Origin of the sequence: Arthrobacter sp. N199823 (assembly GCF_002929705.1) — a bacterium.
Taxonomy (GTDB): domain Bacteria; phylum Actinomycetota; class Actinomycetes; order Actinomycetales; family Micrococcaceae; genus Specibacter.
This window is the reverse complement of record NZ_PJIN01000020.1, coordinates 1-23,141: the sequence shown is the minus strand read 5'-3', so window position 1 is coordinate 23,141 and position 23,141 is coordinate 1. Positions and strand designations below refer to the sequence as shown.

Below are 23,141 nucleotides of genomic sequence, written 5' to 3'. Positions count from 1 at the left end.
CTAACCCCAGGGGCGAGAACCAACTGACCCACTTGGAGCCGCGGCGAACACCTAAACCGAGAAAAGCCGACACGGAGAGCTGCGACTCTTAGCCACACGTCATCGACTTCGTCTGTGTATCGTGCCCGCAACAGGAACGGTCTGCGGGACAGCCGGCGGGGCTGGGTGACTAGGAGAAGGACCCATATTAGAGATGCGGAACTCATTCCACGCTGTTAGCTCGGGCGTAAGCTTCCACTTCGGCGAAAACTCGTTCGTCCTGAACACCGATCGTAAGGGAGCTGCGGCTGTCATTCCAGGTGACATCTATGTCTATACCGTTGACGTTCCACATCTTCCGCAAGCCTCTCTGGCCGTGCCATGGAATGGTGGGCTCGCCGTGGAGACCCGTCAGTTGACTGACAATGGCGTCAAAGCACTTAGTTGCTTCCGGGTCTGGCAGTGCCGAATCCAGTCGGAGATCCAAAAAAACGGATTCTATGACGCCGTCAATTTCCCGTGATGTGGCCATGACTGGGGGACCATCATCGCTCGTTTCTAGACGAAAGTGCATCGCGGCGTCAGTTGAAATCTGCCTCAGAGACTGTGTACCGCGGCTCCAACCCAGACGCTTGAACAAAGCTTCATGTTCGGCCTCACTCTTAGGCCAGGGGTACCGGATCAACTCTTCAACCAGGTCAACGATGGCTTCAGGTCGCGGGATTTCTGTCATGAACCGTTCTCGGGATGTCATCCTGCCACGCTATGCCGGAACCCAGCGGATCGCTAGAGGGCCACAAGATATCTATCGACTGCGGCGTGGATTAGCCTGCCCATGAATCCATCCCGCGGGGAACCCTCAGCGCTACACCCACCAACAATCCATGGGTGTGAAGGCGAAACCGGCATTTTCATCCATGTAGTCCTGGAAGTTCTCTGCCGAGACCATATGCCGTTGCGAGAGTTCCGGAAAATGGGGAATCAATTCCATACTGCTGTTAGCCTTTCACGATGCGGATACTCCTCACACTCCTCGGAATCGTTGCGATCATCGTCTACTCCGTCATCGGGGCAACATTGATGAACGACTGGGCAGTGATCGCCGCGAGCGAGATGCCGCTTGAAACAACGATTGCTGACATGGATGCTGCGGGTCAGACATACACCACCATTCCGGGCTTCGTCTTCGCGGTGATGGGTATATTGCTCTCACTTGTTTGGGGCGTGACGACGCTTTTCCGCCGATCCGCAATTCCGAACTGGGCAGCCGTGTCACTATGGGCAGGAATCGTCACCCTGGGTGCGCCGGCATATTTCTTCACGTCATTCTCCAATCTGAACTCAGTAGGCGATACCTATTTTGATTGGAACGCCGAGGCGGCATTCGCGTTGGAGGCTCCCTTGTACATCGTCAGCGGACTCGCGTTCCTTGTTGTCGTTGCAATGATGGTGACGGCGGTGAACAAGGCAACGGCGCGGAAGAAAACGTCGCCGGTCACGTAGCAGGACAACAAAAAAGGCTTGTAGCCTCCTGACCGCCGGGCACTCGAGCGGAGAAGCGAAGTCCGCCTGACGGTGGGACATGCGCTTGATCGCGGTGACCTAGCGTGGAAACAGCTTCCCCGCGACCGCAAACGTTGAATGAGTGTGCAAAACAACCTGATTCGAGATTGCCGTAAATGCCCTAGAAAAGGAAGATTGACCGGTCATCCAGTCTGACGTATTCATCCTTGGGTAGGACGCTTTACCTTGTGCCGGGTGGAAGACTGACAGGATGATTTTCTTCCCAGATACTGCCTTGCCAATAGATCCGCGTCTCCCAGGGGGTTCTTGCGGGGAAGGAATTCATGGCTGCTGAAGAAGCCCCAGTCCTTGATTCGCGTGGGAAGGCGTTAAGCCGCCGACGCATCGCTTGGGGTATCTCGTTCTTGGCTATTGCAGTGACTATTGGGTTGGGTTCTGGCTGGTTGTGGTCTTGGTCGGAGCAGTCGTGGTCATCGGGAAAGGTCTTCTTTTATGTGGTGTCTGGTTGGCCGCTCGTGTTTTGTGGGCTGTTTATAAGTGGCCTTGCGGCTGTCGTGGGGCTGTTATGCCTTGTTCCACCAATGATCCGAGGAATACCGCACAAAGGCAGTCGATTGTTCGTTGGCATCCTCGTGAGTTTGTGCACCGCCGCGGCCGCCGCAGTTTGGCTCTACTTTTGGCTAGGTTCGGGGCTGATTTCAATTGCGGCAACCTATTACAAGGTGACGGCGGAGACCGGGGAGACTGTAATAGTCGGTAAGCCAGGCTTCGATCCTGCAAGTTTCGCTGTTTATACGCAAAAGTCCGCCTTTGTCTACGAAGAGATACGTGGGATCCGTGGCATGGCAGAGTCGGGCCACTTCGAGACTGATCTCTGCTCTCTTGCCAGACAGGATTCAGATCTGCTGCTTACCTGCGGAAATGACGTCACGAGGTTTCCCAATCCTGCTAAATGATCATCGCCCACAGAGCGCCCCCGGACAGTGAAGAGCCTGCCCGTGCGACCGGAGCGGTGCGCGAGCCCATCTGGCCGAGAGGGAACCCAGAACGGGTCGTTTTTCACCCCGAGCGGTGATCGGAACGATGCCATTCGAAGTAGCAAACTACTGGCGCTGGTTTACGCGTTCACCGGTCGCAACTAAACCTATGACCAGTCCGCCAAGGAACAGGACTAAACCAAGGCCACCTATAGCAAAAGGAATAACAAAAGTCGGCGGCGATAAGCGCAAAGGTCCAACTTCATCCAGCCACGTTCCACTCTGCATGCCGTAGAAAAACAGTAAAATCAATACAGCCAACCCGATCGCAGATGTAAGCCATCCCCAAATAATTTCTCGCATGATCATGAGTCTTGCACACAAGCGCTCGGACTCCTTGTAGGCAAACGCAGATGATTAGTGGCTGGCTCATGCCTTGCCAAGGGGTCAACCGCGAGTCGAAAAGGACGACGGGTGCCATGACTCCGATGCTGACGCACCGTCCCAAAAAGGGCGCCTCATATAGTCATTGTCAAAGTGTCCCGTAAGCCGGTCGTTCACCGGAGCGTGTGCGGACGACTTCGGAAATTTTCGAATCCGCATGGTTCCGCAGATGTCATATTCCCGTATACCCTGCCCGAGAAAAAGCCCGGTGAAGGGGGGCTAAACGCTACACTCAAAACCATGACCGGACTCCTGATCGGATACGCGCGTGTATCCACCAATGACCAAGACCTCACGGCGCAGAAGAACGCCTTGCTTGCCCTCGGAGTGTCACCGGAAAAGACTTTCACCGACCAGGGCCTCACTGGTGCCAACAGGGCACGGCCCGGACTTGGGAAAGCGCTGGCAGCTTGCCGGGGCGGAGATACCCTGGTCGTGACCAAGCTTGACCGTTTGGCCAGGTCACTGCGCGATGCAAAGGGCATCGTTGATGAACTCACCCGTCGTGAGGTCAAGCTCAGCATCGGTGGTTCCGTCCATGACCCCACCGATCCCGTGGGCAAACTCCTTTTCAATGTCCTGGCCATGGTTGCCGAATTCGAGGCGGACTTGATCCGTGCACGAACGCGGGAAGGCATGGCTGTCGCCAAGGCAAAGGGGAAATTGCGAGGAAAGCAGCCCAAGCTCTCCAAGAAACAGGAAGCACACTTGGTTTCCGTTCACCGGGCGGGAACGCACACGACTGTTGAAATTGCCGAGCTCTTCGGCGTAGCCCGTTCCACCGTCTACCGTGCCATCAAACGCGCCGGCGACACCGCCGCTTAGATCCGCATAATTTCACCGTCTACGCCGGAATCGACTCCACGTACGGCGTTAGCGTGAATTTCCGGGGCGATCTTCCTCAGACCCCAACTGGTGAAGGTGTCGGGGAACAGCTTGGTCTCGGGCAGCGCGTAAAGGTGCCCCGCATACAGTGGGAGCTCCTCGACCAGGCCGGTGTCCTTGTTCAGGATTTCTGTCTTTTGCGAAATAGTCTCGGGCATACCGAGGATGCTGGTCAGTGCTGAACCGATGGGGGCGAAGATGGCTTCAAATTCCTGGCGCTGCGTCGGTTTCAGGCGTGCCACCGAGCCCGCCGTGTTGCGACGCCAAGATTCTACGCGTGCACCGCACTGGGCTTCGAGGGCTTCACGAACCTCGGTGGACCGTGCCAGGGCAACAGTCCGGACGATGACTTCATCCCACTCCAGTTCCCCGGCAATCACCAAGGAGGTGCTGTACCAAGCTGCGGCGGCGTCGGGCAGCCGTCTCTTTGCTTCTTCGAGGAGCTGGCGGAGGTTCTTCTGGCTGGTAGCAGCAGTGCGCGCGATCGTCCTGGTGTTCGCGCCGCTGTATTGGTCGAAGGTGGCCATCTCAAAGCTCACTTCGAGTAGTGAATCAGCAACCTTGTCGATGGCGACCTTGTTCTGACCATACACAGACGCAAGCGTCTCCACGACCACGTTGCACGATTCCTGGGTGTAGGAAGCACCTCCGGGGTGCTCGAATCCGGAGTTGTCCATCAAAGCGCCCAGCCGCACCAAGCGATTCACGTTCGAGCTGAACCGGCGTACAGGTTTCTGCTCACGCGTCAGCTCGCTGATGGCGTCCCAGACGGCTTGAGGTACATCCGGGTTTCGCGTCATCCGCTGAGGATTCAACTGCACCGGAACCTCGATGTCCGCGGAATCCATGAAGGATTTAACGACCATTGCGACTTCAATTTTGTTGAAGTGTGGCAGGTACAGGTCCACTGCGTTCAGATCATCGAATTCAGGTTCTTCGATCTTCTTGGCCAGCGGGTTACGCACCATGCGGCCGATGAGCTGGGCAATCTGCGTGTGCTCCTGCGCTGTACGCAGGGACACCATGACCTCGGCCCGGGGGCAGTCCCAGCCGGTGGTGAGTGCCTGCTTGAAGATTACGGCGCGCAGGTTCCCTGACTGCGAGATCGAGGTCGGGGCAATGTACTGGACAACCCGAGGCATCTCTACACCGCTCAACCAGGTGGTGGTCGTGATGGGCGCGTGCTCGCCGAATGCGTGGGCCACAGAGTCTGCGTCGTCAAAAGCATCAGAGGCGTCGGTGAGTGTCTGGACGATCTCGCCTATTTTGGCGGGCGACGTCAGATCCGGAACCTGGATCGCCAGAAGCGGCACCGGATAGGACGAAGTGCCCGTGGCGCGGGCCCACTCCTGCCATTGCCGGTCGGAACGGTCCAAGTCAGCTACCGCTTGACGAATCAGGGTGTCATCGCTGGGCTGGTCGTCCACAGCGTAGCTGACGTTGATGCGCTCCTTGATGAGCCCGGAGGCGCGCACCTTTTGGACATCGGCCACTACTTGCACGAGGGAACGACCGGAGGCGCCGCGCATGGCCTCTTCAAATTTCTTCGGAGTCGCTGACAACCCGATGACAATAGGCGCCGGCGGGTTCACGATCGTACGGAAAGTGTCGTTGCCTCCCGGTACTTCGATGGTCGACCCGTCCAGGATTCGGCGCATGATCGTCGGCCGGCTCCGGTCTGTTGCTCCGCGATGGGCTTCATCGACCAGGATGATGAAGCCACTGCCGCGCTGCTTGATGGTGTTTCCGATGGTTTCCCACAATGAATACCGGCGTCCGTCACCGGTCTGGATATGCCGTGTAGCGCCGGTTCCGAGCTTTTGGACGTTCAGGAAGTAGACGAGTCCTGGGCTGAACTCAGCCTGGTCGAAGTCAGCTTCGACGGTCCGGAGCATGTTCATATTGATCCGGTCCGAGGACGCCCGGATCTTCTTGCGGGACTGCTCGTTGAGCTCTGCGTCGTCGGTCAGCCACAGGATGGTGGTTTCCGGGCGCGGATCAGAGTCCTCCGTTCCGAAGAACAATCCCTCCAAAACAGCCGAGGCAATTACGGTCTTGCCAGCGCCGGTCGGAGCACTGATACCGATCGCGGTCTTGCGCTCACTGTTGGAGCGGAGCCGTTGGGTGGCGATGCTGATTTCGTTGAGCGTTTCCTCAACAACGTCGGCCTGGTAGTCGGCAAGGGTGAATTTCACGAATCGCTCCGGTTGATCTGGAAGGCGTCGAGATACGAGCCATAGATGGGCTCAACGGTGATCTCGTCGCCGAACGCCTCCCCGGCGAGGTCGCCCTGCTCCGGCGAGTCAGTAATGATGAAGACGTGCTTGACCTGATTTGGTTTGGTGGCTAGGACTTCCGCCAGTTCGGCTGCTTTCCCGGCATTGAACAGCACAGCCATCGAGGACTCTTCGTTCCATTCATAGGCTGAATCCTCGGTGCGTTGCACCACGGTGCCCACTGAGCCGGACTTCAGCCAGAACAATGGCGCGAGGCGTTCGTACTCCAGAGCTGCGTGAACACGGCTCTCCTCAAGGTAGGCGAGCTCAAGGAACTCCACGTTGGCTGGCAGACCATCGGAGTAGCCAGTGCCGTCCTGGCGTACGCCTGTCACGACTGTCGCGATGCGCGGCTTGGTGACGTTGTGGAACACGCCCTGCGCCTCGTACTCTGAGGAGCCTGGCTGATGCCCAGCCTTGCGCAGCGCAGCGTCGTCTTTGGCTGACAGTTCGTTGTTGGTGACCAGGATGCACTGCCGGGTGCCTTGATCCTCGGCGTTGAGCCGGATGACGGCTTCAGTTGTGGTGCCTGAGCCTCCGAAGAAATCCAGGATCACAGCATCTTTCGGGGCCGCGAGCCGAATCCAGCGCATCAGAACGTCTGGGTCCTTGGAATTCGGAAACCTGTCCGAACCTAAAATCCGTCGTAGTCGTTGGGAAGCCGAACGACGGTCTTTGTAAAATGACGGAGCGGGTAGTGCATCCATGTGTTCAACGAGTAGTTTCTTACGAGCTGGAACGTTGCGGGTCCCGAAGATGATCCTCTTGTGCGCGATTAGATCGGCCATTCGTTCTGGACCGATTTCCCATCCGTTTTTCGGTGGCTCGTATGTACGGCCAGTTTCTGGGTTGGTGATCGGGTACCGGAGGTTTGGTCTTGGAAGAGAGTTAGCCAAGTCTCCTTCAAGGTAGATGTCACCGTTGCTATCTACTTTGCTGAAAATAGCCAATCCGGGAGCGATTTCTTTGGCTTTTGATTTGATGAATTTCTTCAGCTTTACCTGTGCTTCATCCACCGTGTCCCCAGCGGACAGTGCGTCGCGCACTACTGCAAGCATCTCGGGAGCAAAGGGCTTGGGGTCACGGAACTGGGGAATCAGCTCAGCATTTAGCCCATAAACAAGCATGTAGTCCAAACCGCCGCCATGATGCTTGGCAAGTGCAGAGACACCGCCTTGCCACGCGACATTCATGATGAAGTTCTTCTCACCGAAGATCTCGTCCATAAGCATCCGCAACCGGTGGTGCTCATCGTCGCCGATGGCCACGATGACGACGCCCGCGGGCTTCAAGAGCTTCTTGGCCAGAGTCAGCCGGCGTTCCATGAAGCTCAGCCACTTCGAGTGTCGGAAGCTGTCCTGCTCGGCGACATAGTGGTCGTTGTACTGCCACGTCTTATTGCCCGTGTTGTAAGGCGGATCAATATAGATGAGATCTACGGTTTCGGGGTGGGTGTATCCGAGCATTTCGAGGGCGTGGAAGTTCTCTCCGTTGATCACCACATGGGCGGGTGACTCCGGGTTGCCGGTGCGCATTGTGCCCACGGTCTTTAAACCTGGGAAGACTACTTCGCCGAATTGCCGGGCAGCGGTCACGTTCGTGAGCTTTTCTTCGATCACGTTGCCGTACTCATCGGCGAGAGTCACAGCGTCGCCGCTGATGGCACGGACCTTGTGAAATGTACCGTCGGCTTCGCGAATGACGGTGCGACCGCGGCGCACCTGGGCCTGGGGCATCCGGATGCCTTCGGGAGAGTGTCGTTCAAAGACCAGACCGAACTTCTTGGTGGTGCGCTCGAACTCGGCCTTCAGCTTTGCTCGGAGCGCTTCGTCCGTCACCTCGTTCAAGTAGACCTCGAACATGCTTTTGGACATGAAAACTCCTTGAAAACCATCGCCGCGCGCACAGAACCCCAGCCTTATTTCTATCAGCTAATGACGCGGCTCTCGGACAGTCGCAGATTTACGGGCCCATATCGCGCTATCCAGTCGTTACGGATCTCACCGGACCCGCAGAGTGACGATTGCGGTTAGCTGTTTTTCGCAATCTTCACGGTTGAGATGCGCGCGGGACGGAACTCGCTTTCCCTCTTAGACGAGTGTACGGAAGTGATGTGCGGGCTATCCCGGTTCGCTTGGAAGTGTATCGAGGGCTGCTGTGAGTTGTGCCTCGGGTGGGAGCAGGGCCTGGTCTTCGCTGGTGAGCTGCTCATACGTGTAGGCGGCAACGGCCATGGGGGAGGTGGAGCGTCCGAGCGCGTACCGGACGGTGTGGTCGTTTTTGCTGCCGCAGATGAGGATCCCAACGGTCGGTGCATGGGCTGGGAGCCGTAGTTTGTCATCGACCAGTGCTACGTAGAAGTTCAATTTTCCGGCGAACTCGGGTTGGAACTTTCCGGTCTTTAGTTCGATGACGAAGTAGCGCAGCTGCTCGACATGGAAAAATAGGAGATCGATGTAGAAATCATCTCCGTCCACTTCCAGATGAACTTGGCGCCCGACGAAGGCGAACCCTGGGCCCAGTTCCCGCAGCGTCTCCACAATGCGGTCCATGAGCGCCTGCTCCAGGTCTCGTTCGGCAACCTCACCGGAGAGACCCAGGAACTCAAAAGCATAGGGATCTTTGGCCACTTGTTGTGCCAGTTCTGAGTCTGGGGCGGCCAAGTGCTGGGTGAAGTTTGATGGCGCGGTCCCCGTGCGTTCCATGGAATGGTTCATCATCATGTTGAGCAGGACATTGCGGGACCAGCCGTATTCCACGGCCGCGGCCGCGTACCAATCGCGCTCCTGTGGGGTTTCGGCCTTGTCCAGAATGGTGCGGATATGACCCCAGGGCAATTGCGCCACAGCCTGTGGCACATTTGAAGCAGGTCCCCAGGCGCTGGCCATGGTCCGCATGTACTGCAGGTTGCGCTGAGAAAACCCCTTCATCTGTGGAAACTCGGCGCGGAGGTCCTCAGCCAGGCGGCGGATGACACCGGCGCCCCATCCTTGGCTGTCCTGATGCTCCAGGATCTGCTGCCCAATACCCCAGTACAGGCCAATGAGTTCAGTATTGACTCGGCGCTGGGCTGTAAGCCGGGCCTGACGTACACGGTCTTTGAGCGATGCGAGCACCTCGGCGTAGTCGTCGGGAAGGATGGAAAGCTCGCCAGAAGTCATCAACTCAGACTATCTAATCTTTTGTATGCTCTGGCTCCAACCATGCTGAATTACGAAGTGTCCAGAAATGACCGGTTTTGGCAGGCCGTCTCGCCCATGCTGGGCGAGTGTGAAGTTAAGTGCTCCATGGCGGTGTTCTGTGATCGCTCGGTGTTGCATGCCCAAGCTCTAGGTCGTCTTGCATGGCATGGGATTCGAGACACTTCGGTTACGAGACACAGCTACCGTTCTATTCGGTCCCTTTTGTCGGTCTCCGAAGTCGACAGCACCATATGTCAGAAGTCGTCTGCACAACTTGCGACGGAAAACATTGGAGCTTCCGGATCGTTACCGCTCGCGCCCACCAAACTGTGGCATGATTCGCGGAATGGTCCACTCTCCCCTTCCAAGGCGAGCACAAGGTGTGAAATGGTCTCGCCTCTCCACAAATTTGCTCAGGACTTTATAACTAGGAGGTTCGGGACCGCCGAGATCACCTCGTGTGCCTCAGCAGTTCCATTCTGCTCAGCGATACCTACGTGCGGGTCACCGATCGAAAGCCGGGGCAGTCCCGCCTTGGGAACATCCGGACTAGGATTTCAATTATGAGTGAAAATAAATTCTCGGGCCTCGAAGAACAACTAGCAGATGAGCGCCGAAAGGTCGACGTAGGAGCAGTCAGCTTTTCGGTTCGCGAACTAGTGCGCATGTTCGAGGAGGGCGAGCTGAGCATAGCACCTTCGTATCAGCGCAAGTACCGCTGGTCGAAAGCTGTAGCATCCACTTTTATCGAGTCATTATTTCTTGGACTACCAATTCCGCCCATTTTTGTCGCGACCAACGACAACTTTCAATGGGAAGTGGTTGATGGGCTCCAGCGCATCTCAACTTTGATCATGTTCATTTCACCATCCGATGAACAGCTCAAAAAGATCGGCAGGGAGGCCCCTCTTAAGCTTGAGGGTCTCACAAAGCTCTCGCAGCTCAACGGAGTTGCTCTCGAAAATATGCCGCTAGCAATCCAGCGCTACTTTGGGCGACAGCCTTTGCAACTCATTTCCCTCACGGACAAGAGCGACAAAAGCGTGAGGTTCGACCTTTTCGAACGACTTAACGCGGGAGCAATTTCCCTGACACCTCAGGAAGTTCGGTCAGCTGTATATGGAGGTGAATTTATGGAATTTGCTGAGGAGCTGAGTACTAACGCCGCATTTTCTTCTCTACTCAAACTCCAAGAAGTAAACAAGCACGACGGAACTGCAGCAGAGCAAGTGATCAAATTTTTCGCTTATAAGAACTCCCGGGATAAATTCGCCGGTGGAGTGAAGAAATTTGTGAATGACTTCACAGCTTCGGCGTCGAAGAGCTTTGACTATTCGCGTGAACGCGAGCTGTTCCAGTCGACTTTTGATTCGCTCTCCGCCTTGCTGGACGAAGGCCCCTTCCTGCGAAGGAACACTAACATCACTCCGCTGGTGCAATTCGAAGCCTGTGCTGTTGCCCTTGGGGAGCTAATACAGAAGGGCGAGTCACCCACGCCATCCTTGAACGACTGGTTAAACGATCCCGAATTGGTTGCAGCGAGCACTGGGGGGACGAACACTCGTTCAATGTTGAGGCGTCGAATCGATCGAGCAAGTCTACTCCTCAGCGGAGATGAGTAAACCGTTCAGCATCATCATCATCGAGCTTGGGGATGATGCGACGAGACGTTTGAAATTCTGGCGCCAAACACTCTTGCGGTTGGCATCTAATACGTTGCCTGGGATTGCTGGGGCTGACCATTTTGGAAAGGAACTACGTGGTGCCGCCGCCGTTGCGACGATGGCAGAAATCGAGCGGCTTCTTCGAGAGGCCCTTGTGGAATTATCGATCGACATCAATCACGCAGGAGTGCCAATTTCTGATCTCAGTCCCGGGCTTCGCGCACTCGCATCCGATGCGTATTTTCAAGCGATGAGCATGTCCTCGAAAGGAGACAAACATTGGGATAACCGAGCTATCGTGACACGTTTGGAGACAAATATGCAGATAGCAAAATTTCCCGCGCGTACCAGCTCAACCCCACAGCCCCCTCTTGACGGCAAAACCATCAGGGCGAGCCATTTTCAACGGATCTGGACTGTTCTTGATCTAGATGAATCTGCAATCCCTGAAGCGAACATGGAAATCGCGCTGACCGCGATGTCAACGATGCGCAATGATGTCGCACATGGAAACGACCCAATATCCGAAATATTTCACGAGCAGGCTTCAGGCAAGTCGGCGGCCAGTATCGCAGAACATATCCTTCAGCTAACACGCCTAGTCGATCACTTCTGTCTTTCCCTCTCATCATATGCTTCGGAACGTAAATACAGAATCACGTAGATGACATAGCTTCCGGTGTTTACTTATGAACGCAGCGCGGATTCCGTATGCCTTATGCGGTTCTTCGCCGCTACCTCACAAGCCATGGCTTATGACACAGTTGATTTTCGAGACACATTCCAGCTCCAAGTATTGATGCACAGACTTGGCAACCGGCTTCTCTGACTAACTCGACTGGAGGGATCGTGAGGACTTGCCCTTAAAACGACGCGCCTTCAAGGAGTCACCATAATCATAGGGAAAACCAATATCCCAAAAGCGAAGGGATCCAGCTACTCGAGAGGTCCGTTGATAGAGTCCTAGAGAAACGCGTTGATCTTCTTTATCAGAAGCTCCGCCCGGTCCAGAGTAGCCTCTGGTATCTTCAAAGAGTTCTGTTTCTGAAGAAGATACTTGGCGGGCGAATAGTGATTTAGCCTGCCCTTATTAATCCCACGCTCCTTGAAGACGCTGGCGATTCTATGCGTAATTCGATCTCCTTTAGAGAGTTCGGCCACTTTGAGAGGTTCGCCGTTCAGCTGGCCGGCGTAGGCCCCATTAACCAGTCTGAGATAGAAACCCGTGTCAAGAATGTCTTCTACATCGGCCTCATCCCGTCCAACCACTTCGCTGATCAGGACGATACCAGCGTTGGCGAGTTTTCCAGCCGCCCTCAGCTTCTGAACCGCCTCTTGATCGTTTAGAGAGGCATCGGCAAGGACGGCAATATTGAGCTTATTCGCACCTAGGAGTGTGACGAAGGCAGGTAGTTTGGTGATGCCACCAATTGGAGCGAGCGCCCACCGAGGGTCAAGATGCTCACGCCCAGTTGCTTCTAGAGCGCTGGACAGGACTTCCAAATAAATGATGTCGGAGGGTCCCTCGACCACCAAAGTGTCAGGAGCTACGAACAGGGTTTGTGCGAGATCGATACCCATCGCCGCATGAAGAGGGAACGACGTTTCCGAATCGGCGTACATAACTTCCGAAGAGACCTTTGTGCCCACTCCATCCTGGTCAATGACCGTTCGAACTCTTCCAAAAGCATGAGGATTAATCATGAAAGGTGAGTGTGTCGTGAAAAGCACCTGATGCTTCGGGGCCAGTCGTTCATCAATGAAGCGCAGAAGATCGGCCTGAGCGGACGCATGGAGATTGATGCCGGGTTCATCCAACAACAAGATGAGCGGCTGTTCGGACTCAGATTCCAAGTGCGAAAAGTAAGCGAGGAACGAAAAGAACCAGACGAATCCCCTAGACCTCTCGTCGAAAGGAACAGTGACTCGGTGCCGTTGATTCTCAACACGGATCTGGAGAAGTGGGACCGAATCCAAAGGTGCGACTGCACCCTTCTCCGCTTTCTCGATGAGGTTGATCTTAACCGCTAGGTTTTTATTTTGAGACCAATACTGAAATACCTCCTCGGAAATGCTGTTAGATGCATTTTCGGAGTCTCGAACCAAATGTTCGTGGCTTTCAGGAGACAGGAAGTCCTCCAATGCCACATCAGCTGCATCCAGCAAGGAAACTACAGCTTGTTCGCTTCGGGTGAGTGTCTCTTCATCGCGCTTTTCAACTAAGTCAGGAATGGAAACCATTCCAGGCATTGAGTCGTAATCATCAAAGTAAACAAACTTAGGCCGTCTCGCGGACAAAATATCGATTGCGGCTAGAGACGCTCTCGGCTCTCTCCATCCCATAATTTTTTCCTGGACCTTTGTGACTGCGGTCGTTTGGGCTTCCGTAGACGAAAGGATCTGGAGTAAACCCTTTGTGTCGGAGGCTTCATTGAGGCGCGCTTGATCGGAAGGCGGCAGCTCTATGTTAACTACAAGATGGGCGACGACAGCGGCTTCATCGATAGGGACCTCCCAAGTTGTGCCTCCTCCGTAGTTATACCCGGTCGTTACCTTTACAACAGTGGACTGCAGCGCACCTTCGCCAAGCTGGTCCTCTACGGCCGCGACGTCGGCAGGCTCCAGCTCATATGAAAGCACCGTTACAGGGATTTTGTCAGCGTTCTTGCGCTCTCGGGCCTTCGTTGTAGGGTAATCGAGACCGATGTCAAAGGTCTCCTTTTTCTCGATGGGATTGCTTTTATAGAGCGCCTGAAGCACAGCAGATTTCCCGGACTCGTTCTTTCCCACGAGAGCAGTGACATCACGTTCGACACTGAACGAACTGCCATCCTCGATGCTCCGGTATCGTCTGACAGAAGCGTTGATAAGTTTCATAGTCCCCACCTGTAGTTTTGATCATGCTATCGGTTCCGTGTGTATATCTGTCGAAGTTGGACCAAACACTGATCTAGATGAAGTCGCGGGTCTACTTTTTGGACGCTTAACGGCAAAATGTTGATAGCGGAAAATGAACAATCTGAACTCCCTTAACCGCCTGTCGGGCAAACTCCAGACCGTGCAGATTGTCTGTCGCAACATGTTGGCACGACCGCTACCTCACCTCTAGTACGTCATGTAGTTGGTAGGCACGTAGGCTGCATACCCAACGAACCGCATCCCGCCTCGTAACCCTAAGGTTACGAGGCGCCTCACCGACCGGGTGACTGCTGCGGCGGTACTGCTCCAATTTCCACGGAGTCATCCCAGTTCGTCCGAGGCCGACGATTCTTATAACTATGTATCGAAACCTCCAGGCTGAATTGGTGCATCCATCGTTGGTTGCGAGACATATCGGAGCGACCCAGGACGAAGCCGATCTCCTGCGTAGGGCTGGTGGGACGGTACCACCAGCTATCCATGCGATGTAGGTCGTAGCTGAATCACGCCGGCCCCCGGTGCGGCGAGTGAAACTCATTGCAGCGGTGCCGTTGTTCCGTGTCTATCAGGGTGTACCCGATGGAACAGGTTGGGATCTCTGCATGGAGGCGTCAATCAGGGTTCATGTCCTCTATTGTTAGACATAACTGATGGAGGGTCTTAGAGATGGCTGCACATAAAGGACAAGTGGTGGGCTACGTGAGGGTGAGTGCCGCCGACCAGAACCAGGCACGGCAGTTCGAGGCACTTGGCGATGTCGACAGGCTGTTTTCCGAAAAGGTAAGCGGCAAGAACACCAACGACAGGGCCCAGCTCCAGGAGATGCTCATCTACGTCCGTGACGGGGATACGGTTCGCGTAAAGTCACCGGACCGGCTGGCACGGTCCACCACGGATCTGCTTGCTCTCGTCGAACAGTTCAAAGCCAAGGGCGTCGCATTGGAGTTTATTGACAACCCAGCTTTGAACACTGACACGCCCCAAGGGGAGTTCATGCTCACGGTCCTGGCCGCTATCGCGCAGCTGGAACGTAAGACCATCCGTGAGCGACAGGCCGAGGGCATTGCCATTGCCAAAAGGAACGGCATCTACGACCGCGTCCCGAAGCTCACGTCGGAACAGATCCAACTGGCTCGGAAATGGATTGGCCAGGGCGTGCCCAAAGCCAAGATAGCCCGGGATCTCAGCGTCTCGAGGCAGACACTGTACGCTGCCCTAAACGGCAGCGGGAAATACGCCGAGGTGGGCTCATGAACGAGGCTGGCTGCGGTGCGCTCGATCCCGCTGATGAGAGGTCAGGAAACTGATCCTGATTTGACCTGTAAAACGAACATCTCTTGGGGCGTCTGCTTTGTGTCCAAGGAGCTGGCAACTGAAAGATGAATAATGAATCCACTTATAGATGCGTTCGAGCGTGATGTCAGAACAATTCAGGCCGACCAGTTCGAGGTCTACCAGAACGGCTGGGAGGGACAGCTTGGGATGGCCCTTGTCGACGCCGTGTATTCAAAACAAATGTTGTACAAGACCAAGCGTGGGAAGGGGCTCCTGCCGCGGTTGCGGGCGTTCAAAGAAAAATACCCCCAGGCCGGCGTTGATTTACGTGAGCTCCTCGAACTATCGGAAGCAGACTTGCAGGATATTTTGAGCCATGGGGTAACCAACGGCAGGACCAAAGCGTCTGCGGTGTTGGAAGCCGCTAGAAGCCTGGTTCAGCTTGGGGTGTACACGCACGAGCAGTACGACCACCACAACCAGGCACAGAGAAATGCCTACCTGCATGTTCACGGTTTGGGGACGGTCACGCATAATTACTTCGGGATGCTGCTGGGTTACCCCGATACCAAACCGGACACTTGGATTATCCGCGCGGTCCAGCGCGTAGCTGATGCCGAAAGTTTGGATGTTTCAGTGGATTCCAAGCTGGCCAGAACCGTGGTGACGCAGGTTCATCAACGCACGAATCTAGGTAAGACAGTCACGCACATGGATCATGCCATCTGGCTGACAGAACGAGAACGAGCATAGTTCTCCCTGCCCAGGGTATTGCCAGCGAATACCCTGGCAGCCTGGCTGTTCTCCAGTTGCCGCTGCGTGTCCCTGGGTCATGTTCCCCATGCAAACTGACTTGGTGAGCTCAACAATGGGTGGACTCCTCCGATTTCGAGAATATCCGGATAAGACTCGTTGATGAGACTTTTCAAGTCGACAGGAACCGCATGTATCCGGCGATTTACGACGTGAACTACCAGGACAGGGGAGCGGCGTCTGGTTGTCTTGTCAGGGGTTGGTTTGGTGCGACGTAGATTACATGGTTGTTGTCCGTTGGGGAGTGGTGGTGCCGGGCATGTTGGCGCCTCAACCATGTGCCTAGGGGACGCTCTCATCCGGTGGTGCCCCGCTTGTAGCGGGGCAGATATCCACACTCGACGACGAATCTCCTGCACGCGGTGAGCCGTTCATCCCAGTGCCTGGTGTGCAGCTGGCCCCAGCCCAGGACCGCCCACCGCGGAGGCACAGTGAAGTCCACAACTCCACCTTCAAAATGCGACTGGAAGTCCACGCGGCTATTCTCGGCTCGCACACGTACTAGGTTCAGTGGGACGAGTTTGCTGATCAGAATGCAGTTTGCGAAAAAAATCTAGGGATGGGATGACGGGTATGGCAGAAGTTAAGTACAGGCAATATCGGGACTATTTGGGTCAACGGATAGCCACTAATGACACCGTGATGGGTTTGTTGGCGGGCTCCAAGCTGGCATCTCAGACGCTGGCAATAACCGCAGGTTCCCAATTGTTGCTCAAGGATATTTTTCCTCAGGTCCCCCACATCGGGCGATTCAACCTAAGAACAGGGGCAGCCCGGGAAGTACTGGAGGACGCCGAGAATCTGCTGGGTGTTTTGGCTGTTCCCCAGATTATGGCCCTGCACGAGGACCTGATTAGCGGGATGCTCGTTCTTCTCGAACGAAGCGCACCTGGATCCACCAAATCGAATCAGAGGCTGAACGCCGAAAATATGCACGCCAAGTTCGAGGGAGCCGCATCCATGTCGTTTACTCCGTCCACGCTCGCTTTGTTCCAGCTTGTGCGGATGGCTCGCAACGAATACATTCACAACGGCGGCAAAGTCGGGAAGTATTTCGCCGCAGAGCTCGCTGCCTACGACCCCGCGAGTCTACAGGTTTGGAGAGACATCACGGGCGAAGCATTTCCGGCGTACAAAGTAGAAGACAAGGTAGAACTGCGCCTTCCGGCGCTGATCGGGACTCTCGCGGTAACCAAGCGTCTAGCTGCTGAAGCTAACGAAGGCCTGCAGCAATCTCTATCCCCTGCTGTCTGGGCTGATCTCGTGGCGGAGGACTGGCTGAGTCCGTGGATACCGGGAAATGACGGGCAGCAAAAGAAGCGAATCCTAGGAATTGCCAGGACGTACTACGACGTCGTGAACATTCCAGAGGCAGAGCTAACGGCTGCACGGCAGAGACTCGTAACCCCTTAAACGAGCAGAGGAGGTCCCAGCTTGACGCTGGGACCTCCTCCAAAGGACGACGGGGGCTCTACCAATTAAGCTACGCCTCCGAGGCTAAAAGCTCCTCTTTGCCGACCGGTATTGAAGCCGGGACCTCCCCGTTTCTGTGAAACGCCCGATCATGAACCGGTGTGGCCCTAGGCCAACGCTTCCAGAAAGTTCATTACTGAACGGCCCAAGCATAGCCCCGATCCGACTCGGCGTAAAGTTCCGCTCCTTAAGGGGCGGTCAACGCTTGGTCCACTTGGCGGTGGCGGAAACCGAAAAAAGGATCGCTTATCGAAATTTATATGGGAGACGCATATTTTTCCAAAATTGAATCGAAGCTCGAGAATGCAATCAATGAGTGGCACGCGAGTGTGAGCACTGAGTTCCTTGGAACTGGAACACACCGCAAACCCCTAAAGCTAGTTTGGAGAACTAGTACCGACATTCTCATAAATTTCAGTGAATTTTCCGTTCCCATAGAGCTTCCAGTTGATGCCGGATGGATCAGTGAACGTGACAAAGATCTGCTCAGCCAACCAGTTTTCCGCCTGTGACTCGGGGCCGTAAGGCCAATCTTCACCACGGAGGCGCCATAGGGCATTTACACCGCTTATCCTGACCGTGATTTCGTCGAAATTGGTTCGTGGTGGGGACCCAACGACTCTGAACCCTTTCGGCACTTCCGGGAGAGTGAGCTTCACATGCTTGTATCGTCCGCCCTGAGGGATACTGAGGGTGCATCCAGCTACAAGCTCTGTCTGATTGTCGCAAATGGCCCCGCTAGATTTGGCCGGGCGGCTCGCAAAAACCTTGAGAAGAACAACGCTTACAGCCTGTTCTTTTATTTGTTGTGCTTCGCGCTCGGCCTTCTCCGCCTCGACCTCCTTAGCTCTAGCCGTGTCCTCCTTGGCGGTGTTGTGCTGTTCCACGGTGACATCGACAGCAGCCCTTTGAACCTTCAATGCTGCAATCGCACCGAAAAACCCCAAGAACGTCACAACCACACCCGCCCAGGACGCAACAGGACCCCACTCCGTTGCCATAGGTGCAGAATCACGCCTCAGCATGACCAGTAAGACGACTATGGAACAGAGCAGGAAGACGGAGACCAGCAACAGAATTTGTTCAAGACCTGTCCGTTTTGCCCAGATTTCAACAACAGCGTGCGCAAATTTTTTCACCACGTAAGTCTGCCCCATGAGGGGGCATTCCGCCTTCATGAATGCGGAGAAGATCTTCGGAACCGTGGAACGTATTGAGGGCAGCGTCATTGAGCAAAAGGAAATGGACGTAGCCGACTATTAGGCAGGTGTGGACGCCATGCGCCGCACGGCGAAGAAGGCTATCGGCAGTTGAGTCTAAGAGCCACCCTTGGATGCTGTCAGAGGCAGAGCGTACACTCGATTAGTAGAACTTTATTTCTAGTAGTTGGTGTGTCATGGCTCATGTATCGAATTTATGTTTAGTAGACTTTGCGCCTCCTGTGCCACACCCTTTGCTGGCCCCAGTGTTGGTGGCGGCTGGGTATCCGTCTCCTGCTCAGGACTACTTCGATGGGACGCTGAATCTCAATACTCATCTGATTAGTGATGTTACGAGCACTTTTGTTGTGCGGGTGTCGGGGGATTCCATGGAGGGTGCTGGTATCAGTGACGGGGATGAGTTGATCGTCAATCGGGCACTCACACCTCGGGATGGTTCTATTGTGATTGCGATCCTCGACGGCGAGCTGACCGTGAAGCGTCTGCTCGTGAGGGCCGAGGGAGTGGTTCTTCATGCGGAGAACCCTAACTATCCAGATATTCAGGTTCCGGACGCCAGTAGCTTGACGGTGTGGGGCGTCGCTGAAACGTGTTTACATGACCTGCGGAACTAGGCAGGTGCTTTGATGCGTATCCGCACCCCTGACCCCGCAGGTCCGGCCTTGATGCCTGGCAGTGACTACATTGCTCTTGTTGATGTGAACTCGTTCTATGCCAGCGCTGAACGTGCCTTCAACCCTTCACTAGAGGGGGTCCCCGTGGTCGTGTTGTCGAATAATGATGGTTGCGTGGTCACTCGCAGCGCTGAGGCGAAAGCGCTGGGAATCCCGATGGGGGAGCCGTGGTTCAAACTCAAACATCTCGCATCTGATGCAATACCGCGCAGAAAGCGATTAGTGGCACTTTCTAGCAACTATGAGTTGTACGGTGACTTGAGTTCCCGCGTCATGGAGCTGCTGGGTAGGTACAGTGCATGGGTCGAAGTGTACTCCATTGACGAGGCATTCTTGGGTGTCAACGGTACCCCTGGTCAGTTGCGCCAGCTTGGACGAACCATGAAGGACGCTGTGCGCCGGCACGTCGGCGTCCCGGTATGTGTTGGTATCGCTAAAACCAAAGGGCTGGCGAAGCTGGCTAATAAGCTCGCCAAGCACAATCCAGACTTCGCCGGTGTCTGCCACTGGGAATCCATCCCGGAAGAGGTGCGGGATGGGCTGATGTCCAGGCTATCCGTGGTCGAGTTGTGGGGCGTGGCCACCCGCCTGACCAAGCGGCTGAACGCCATGGGCATTCACACCATTCTTGATTTGAAGAACTCTAGCGCGGTGATGATTCGCGACCGTTTCTCCGTGGTGTTGATGCGCACCGTTTTGGAGCTCCAAGGTACCCCGTGTATCCCCATGGAAGAGGAACGTGTAGGTAAAGATCAACTGATCTTCTCCCGCTCCTTCGCTACCCCCGTGACCACGGCCGCAGATATGGGCCAGGTCATGAGCGTGTATGCCCAACAAGCCAGCGCCCGCCTCGCCAAACATGGCCTTCAAGCAAAGGTGCTGACGGCTTTTGCCGGTACGTCCCACTTCAACCAGGACAACATCTCTTACCCTTCGGTGTGTGTGTCGTTGCCGATGCCCACCGCAGATCCAGTGCTGCTTCACAAGGCCGCCAATAGCCTGTGTGAACGGATCTATGAGGGTGTGAAATACGTTCGCGCCGGGATCATGGTCACCGACCTGCGCCCCACCGGTAACCAATCACCGCTGGAACTCTTCGAGAACCCGCACGAGGAACGCGGCATAGGTCAGCTGATGGAATCCGTATCGAAGAAGTACGGGCGGGGGAGTATCGGTTTGGGAAGTGCAGGGGTCCGAGGCGGACCTGATTGGTCCATGAAACGCGACATGCTCTCACCGCGATACACCACCCACTGGGACGAGCTATTGCTTGTCAAAGCCTCATGAAAGAAAGAACCTCCCCCATGATCATCATCGCCACCGTGGAAACCATCGAGACAGGCACCTTTGCCACCATTGAAATGGAAGCAAAAGACTACGCCGCGGGCTTCGCCCAGCTGCGCAACACCGTCCCAGACGGGCAGCGCATCATCAACGTACGAGCCCAACGCTAAAGCTCCGCAGGAATAAGCCGGACCCAGACCTTGTAAGGCTGTGCACAGCCCACGGTCATTCATGGTGAGATGCCGATACCAAGGTGACGTGTGGGTTGTGTGCAGCCGCCCCACGGGTCCCGCTGTCCAACCTGTGTGCGGGAAAAGACCGAAGGGCAAAATCTTTTGCCGTGCACCTGTGGACAGGGGGCCAACAAACACAGCCACCACAAGCTGTTGCTGGGCAATACAACCAAGGCTGGCCGATGACGATACCTGTCGGGGATTCGGGATGCGTTGACGAGGCAGATGAGCCCATGGAGGTGGGGGGGGGGGGGGGGGGGGGGTGTGGGGGGGGGGGGGGGGGGGGGGGGGGGGGGGGGGGGGGGGGGGGGGGGGGGGGGGGGGGGGGGGGGGGGGGGGGGGGCAGTTTCGCAAGCGCCTGAGGGGATTTCCAGCGAGGTTCTATCCGTTCTTGCACCACACCCACCAAGCGCCGCGCACGCCAGAAGCGACACCGAAAATCATTGAAATTATAGGTTAGAAACCGCTGAATATAGGCCCACAGCGCCTGTTCATTCATATGAATGAAGTGTATAATTGAACTTATACAGCAGCACAGGCGAACGAAACTTTTAACCATACGAAACCAGGTACTGACCATGCTGACCATCACCCTTTATTCCAAGCCCGGATGCTTCGGATGCCGCAAGACGGCCGAGAAATTCACCGCCCTGGGTATCCACTTCCAGGAAGTTGACTTGACCACCACACCGGCCGCACTGGAGTACGTCACCGAAGAGCTGGCCTATTCTCAAGCACCAATCGTTGTTGTGGATGATCATTTTCATTGGTCGGGCCTGCGCCCGGACCTCATTGAAGAAGCCGCCGCCCTGCACACGGCTGCCCTGGCGGGTAGCGCCGGCGGGGAAGCGTAGGGCAGTGCCATGGACGAGGAAGAGCTTGCAGAGTTCATCATCCGCAACCCGTTGGCCTGGCGGATCTGGATCAAAGGCTACGAGGATGGACTGGCCCAGGGTCACCAGGATGAGAGGGCTGGGATGGAGGACCTGGTCGAACGGATCGCCCGCCGGCAACGTGCTCTCCAGTACTGCGAGGGTCACATCAAAAAAGAACAGGCCAACACATTGACCATGGAAGATGTCCGTCGTGCAAGGGCGGCCACGCGCCCCGGGAACTATCTTGGCGGGCCCGTGGCTTGGGAGAGTGGGGGAAGGGATGAGTAGAAAGAAGCCAGCCTCTTTCGCTCCGTACTTCACACGGGATGATGCTGATCAGGTGAGGGCAGCTTTCTTAGCCGCCGGCCATGCCGAAGGGTATGCCTCCATCTCCGAGTTGATCGAGGCCGCCACGCTCAAAGAAGTGCGTCGCCTCCAGCGCAAATACAACAAGGGCCGGCCCTGGGACGGCGCCGGTCCTGGTGCCTTGCGTCCAGGCCAGCGCACCCGAGACGAGCAAGCAATCGACGCGAAACCCGCCCATACGACGCCACCGAAACAAAACCCGGCTGCCCGGGAGCAAGCGTGAGGATCGTGAAGGCCCACCTGTGGGATGCCCCGGTCCTGGCCTGGGTCGCAGCTTGGGCCTTCGCCGCCGAACACCGCCGAGAAGGTGTGTACCGTCGCGCCGTGGCGGTCTATCCGATGCACCTACTCTCCGTCTTAGTGCTGATGGTGCAGGGGCAGTTGTGGCGTTGGGACCATAAGGCACTGATTGGTATCGGGCGGCCGGGCTGGCGCAGCTACTTGGCCGGCGGTATCGCCGCATTGATCTGTTGTGCCGGTTTTCTGGCTCTTCTGATTTGTCTTCCTGGTGCCAGTATGGGGCAGTTGAAAGCCGCTTTGGTGGTGATGGGCCTTCTTCTGGTTTTTCTTCTGGCCGCCATGATTGCTGCTGTGGGGGAGATGAACGTGACGCGGTCTCTGGCCAACAGTGCTGCCATCAAGGGTTGGAAGAAGACTTTGCCCGGGTACAGCTTCTATAAGGTCTCTTACCTTGCCATGTACCCACAGACTGGGGAAGGATTCACTTTTGCCCGTGCGGCCATCGAGCAGTTAGTGCCTGCAGGCGCCGGGATCTACACCGAAGCCCGAAGTGAGAAGCACCGGGCGATCTACGCCCGTGCAGGCTTGCACCCACTATCAACCAAGAGTGGCAAGCCCACACTGGCCATGGGTGCCGTCGCGGACTAACCACCCGGAGCCATCGTCGCCCTGCTGCCAGAGCCGTAGCGGCGGTGAACATGAGGGAAGAGGTAGAGGTACAAGTCTCTAGACAAAAGTCGTAATCGTAGTAGTATTACTACTACTACTACGATTACGACTAACAAAGAGGATCACCATGGCCGAGCAATCAGTGAAGAGCCGCGTCTATGCCGCAGCC

General features: G+C 55.9%; 23 protein-coding genes. 15 read left to right on the top strand and 8 right to left on the bottom strand.

The window, feature by feature from the left end:
• Positions 1-202: 202 nt before the first annotated feature.
• Positions 203-733 carry a hypothetical protein gene (locus tag CXQ93_RS19735; protein ID WP_146073297.1) on the bottom strand — a complete coding sequence of 177 codons (531 nt, stop codon included), beginning with the start codon at positions 731-733 and terminating at the stop codon, positions 203-205.
• Positions 734-844: 111 nt separating this feature from the next.
• Positions 845-970 (bottom strand): hypothetical protein, encoded by a 126-nt coding sequence (locus CXQ93_RS21225; protein ID WP_258069138.1) that lies wholly within the window; start codon positions 968-970, stop codon positions 845-847.
• Positions 971-990: 20 nt separating this feature from the next.
• Here CXQ93_RS21225 and CXQ93_RS19730 point away from each other — a divergent pair, with 20 nt between their 5' ends.
• Together CXQ93_RS19730 and CXQ93_RS19725 are read left to right on the top strand one after the other, a co-directional pair.
• Entirely contained in the window at positions 991-1,482 is a 492-nt protein-coding gene (locus CXQ93_RS19730) for a hypothetical protein (protein ID WP_104112111.1), read from the top strand.
• Positions 1,483-1,826: 344 nt separating this feature from the next.
• The gene (locus tag CXQ93_RS19725) at positions 1,827-2,459 is read left to right on the top strand and encodes a hypothetical protein (RefSeq protein WP_104112110.1); all 633 of its coding nucleotides are present in this window, start codon (positions 1,827-1,829) and stop codon (positions 2,457-2,459) included.
• A 147-nt stretch (positions 2,460-2,606) separates the two neighbouring features.
• Here CXQ93_RS19725 and CXQ93_RS19720 read toward each other — a convergent pair whose 3' ends face one another.
• The gene (locus CXQ93_RS19720) at positions 2,607-2,843 is read right to left on the bottom strand and encodes a hypothetical protein (RefSeq protein ID WP_146073296.1); all 237 of its coding nucleotides are present in this window, start codon (positions 2,841-2,843) and stop codon (positions 2,607-2,609) included.
• A 321-nt stretch (positions 2,844-3,164) separates the two neighbouring features.
• On the opposite strand from CXQ93_RS19720, the gene CXQ93_RS19715 reads away from it, so the two are divergent.
• Positions 3,165-3,749 carry a recombinase family protein gene (locus CXQ93_RS19715; protein ID WP_104112108.1) on the top strand — a complete coding sequence of 195 codons (585 nt, stop codon included), beginning with the start codon at positions 3,165-3,167 and terminating at the stop codon, positions 3,747-3,749.
• Here the strand turns inward: CXQ93_RS19715 and CXQ93_RS19710 are convergent.
• The 3 genes from CXQ93_RS19710 to CXQ93_RS19700 form a co-directional block, all read right to left on the bottom strand.
• A complete protein-coding gene (locus CXQ93_RS19710; protein WP_104112107.1) occupies positions 3,746-6,004 on the bottom strand; it encodes a DEAD/DEAH box helicase in 2,259 nt (752 codons plus the stop codon). The genes CXQ93_RS19715 and CXQ93_RS19710 overlap by 4 nt on opposite strands.
• A complete protein-coding gene (locus tag CXQ93_RS19705; RefSeq protein WP_104112106.1) occupies positions 6,001-7,959 on the bottom strand; it encodes a site-specific DNA-methyltransferase in 1,959 nt (652 codons plus the stop codon). The genes CXQ93_RS19710 and CXQ93_RS19705 overlap by 4 nt, the downstream gene beginning before the upstream one ends.
• Before the next feature lie 246 nt (positions 7,960-8,205).
• A complete protein-coding gene (locus CXQ93_RS19700; RefSeq protein WP_104112105.1) occupies positions 8,206-9,246 on the bottom strand; it encodes a YhcG family protein in 1,041 nt (346 codons plus the stop codon).
• Positions 9,247-9,830: 584 nt separating this feature from the next.
• Between CXQ93_RS19700 and CXQ93_RS19695 the strand changes: the two genes are divergently transcribed.
• Together CXQ93_RS19695 and CXQ93_RS19690 are read left to right on the top strand one after the other, a co-directional pair.
• Positions 9,831-10,889 carry a DUF262 domain-containing protein gene (locus CXQ93_RS19695; RefSeq protein ID WP_104112115.1) on the top strand — a complete coding sequence of 353 codons (1,059 nt, stop codon included), beginning with the start codon at positions 9,831-9,833 and terminating at the stop codon, positions 10,887-10,889.
• On the top strand, positions 10,882-11,595 hold the full coding sequence (locus CXQ93_RS19690) for an MAE_28990/MAE_18760 family HEPN-like nuclease (protein ID WP_104112104.1): 714 nt from the start codon (positions 10,882-10,884) through the stop codon (positions 11,593-11,595). The genes CXQ93_RS19695 and CXQ93_RS19690 overlap by 8 nt, the downstream gene beginning before the upstream one ends.
• Positions 11,596-11,894: 299 nt before the next feature.
• On the opposite strand, the gene CXQ93_RS19685 is transcribed toward CXQ93_RS19690, so the two are convergent.
• A complete protein-coding gene (locus tag CXQ93_RS19685; protein ID WP_104112103.1) occupies positions 11,895-13,808 on the bottom strand; it encodes an ATP-dependent endonuclease in 1,914 nt (637 codons plus the stop codon).
• Between the two features lie 708 nt (positions 13,809-14,516).
• Between CXQ93_RS19685 and CXQ93_RS19680 the strand changes: the two genes are divergently transcribed.
• The 3 genes from CXQ93_RS19680 to CXQ93_RS19670 all read left to right on the top strand — a co-directional run bounded on the left by CXQ93_RS19680 (position 14,517) and on the right by CXQ93_RS19670 (position 17,351).
• A complete protein-coding gene (locus CXQ93_RS19680; RefSeq protein ID WP_104112102.1) occupies positions 14,517-15,104 on the top strand; it encodes a recombinase family protein in 588 nt (195 codons plus the stop codon).
• Between the two features lie 132 nt (positions 15,105-15,236).
• Complete coding sequence (locus CXQ93_RS19675; RefSeq protein ID WP_104112101.1) at positions 15,237-15,878, top strand: hypothetical protein; 642 nt, start codon at positions 15,237-15,239, stop codon at positions 15,876-15,878.
• Between the two features lie 633 nt (positions 15,879-16,511).
• On the top strand, positions 16,512-17,351 hold the full coding sequence (locus tag CXQ93_RS19670) for a hypothetical protein (RefSeq protein WP_146073294.1): 840 nt from the start codon (positions 16,512-16,514) through the stop codon (positions 17,349-17,351).
• 437 nt (positions 17,352-17,788) lie between these two features.
• Here CXQ93_RS19670 and CXQ93_RS19665 read toward each other — a convergent pair whose 3' ends face one another.
• The gene (locus CXQ93_RS19665) at positions 17,789-18,568 is read right to left on the bottom strand and encodes a hypothetical protein (RefSeq protein WP_104112099.1); all 780 of its coding nucleotides are present in this window, start codon (positions 18,566-18,568) and stop codon (positions 17,789-17,791) included.
• 239 nt (positions 18,569-18,807) lie between these two features.
• On the opposite strand from CXQ93_RS19665, the gene CXQ93_RS19660 reads away from it, so the two are divergent.
• The 7 genes from CXQ93_RS19660 (at position 18,808) to CXQ93_RS19630 (ending at position 22,951) form a co-directional block, all read left to right on the top strand.
• Entirely contained in the window at positions 18,808-19,245 is a 438-nt protein-coding gene (locus CXQ93_RS19660) for a S24 family peptidase (protein WP_104112098.1), read from the top strand.
• Positions 19,246-19,257: 12 nt separating this feature from the next.
• Positions 19,258-20,592 (top strand): Y-family DNA polymerase, encoded by a 1,335-nt coding sequence (locus CXQ93_RS19655; protein ID WP_374953432.1) that lies wholly within the window; start codon positions 19,258-19,260, stop codon positions 20,590-20,592.
• A complete protein-coding gene (locus tag CXQ93_RS20805; RefSeq protein ID WP_181036238.1) occupies positions 20,589-20,759 on the top strand; it encodes a hypothetical protein in 171 nt (56 codons plus the stop codon). The genes CXQ93_RS19655 and CXQ93_RS20805 overlap by 4 nt, the downstream gene beginning before the upstream one ends.
• A 641-nt stretch (positions 20,760-21,400) precedes the next feature.
• Positions 21,401-21,676, top strand: a complete 276-nt coding sequence (locus CXQ93_RS19645) for a glutaredoxin family protein (protein ID WP_374953431.1) — start codon at positions 21,401-21,403, stop codon at positions 21,674-21,676.
• Positions 21,677-21,685: 9 nt separating this feature from the next.
• Positions 21,686-21,985 carry a hypothetical protein gene (locus CXQ93_RS19640; protein ID WP_104112097.1) on the top strand — a complete coding sequence of 100 codons (300 nt, stop codon included), beginning with the start codon at positions 21,686-21,688 and terminating at the stop codon, positions 21,983-21,985.
• Positions 21,978-22,286: a hypothetical protein gene (locus CXQ93_RS19635; protein WP_181036236.1), complete on the top strand. Its 309-nt coding sequence runs from the start codon at positions 21,978-21,980 to the stop codon at positions 22,284-22,286. The genes CXQ93_RS19640 and CXQ93_RS19635 overlap by 8 nt, the downstream gene beginning before the upstream one ends.
• Positions 22,283-22,951 carry a hypothetical protein gene (locus tag CXQ93_RS19630; protein WP_104112096.1) on the top strand — a complete coding sequence of 223 codons (669 nt, stop codon included), beginning with the start codon at positions 22,283-22,285 and terminating at the stop codon, positions 22,949-22,951. Before CXQ93_RS19635 ends, CXQ93_RS19630 begins: the two co-directional genes overlap by 4 nt.
• Positions 22,952-23,141: the final 190 nt, after the last annotated feature.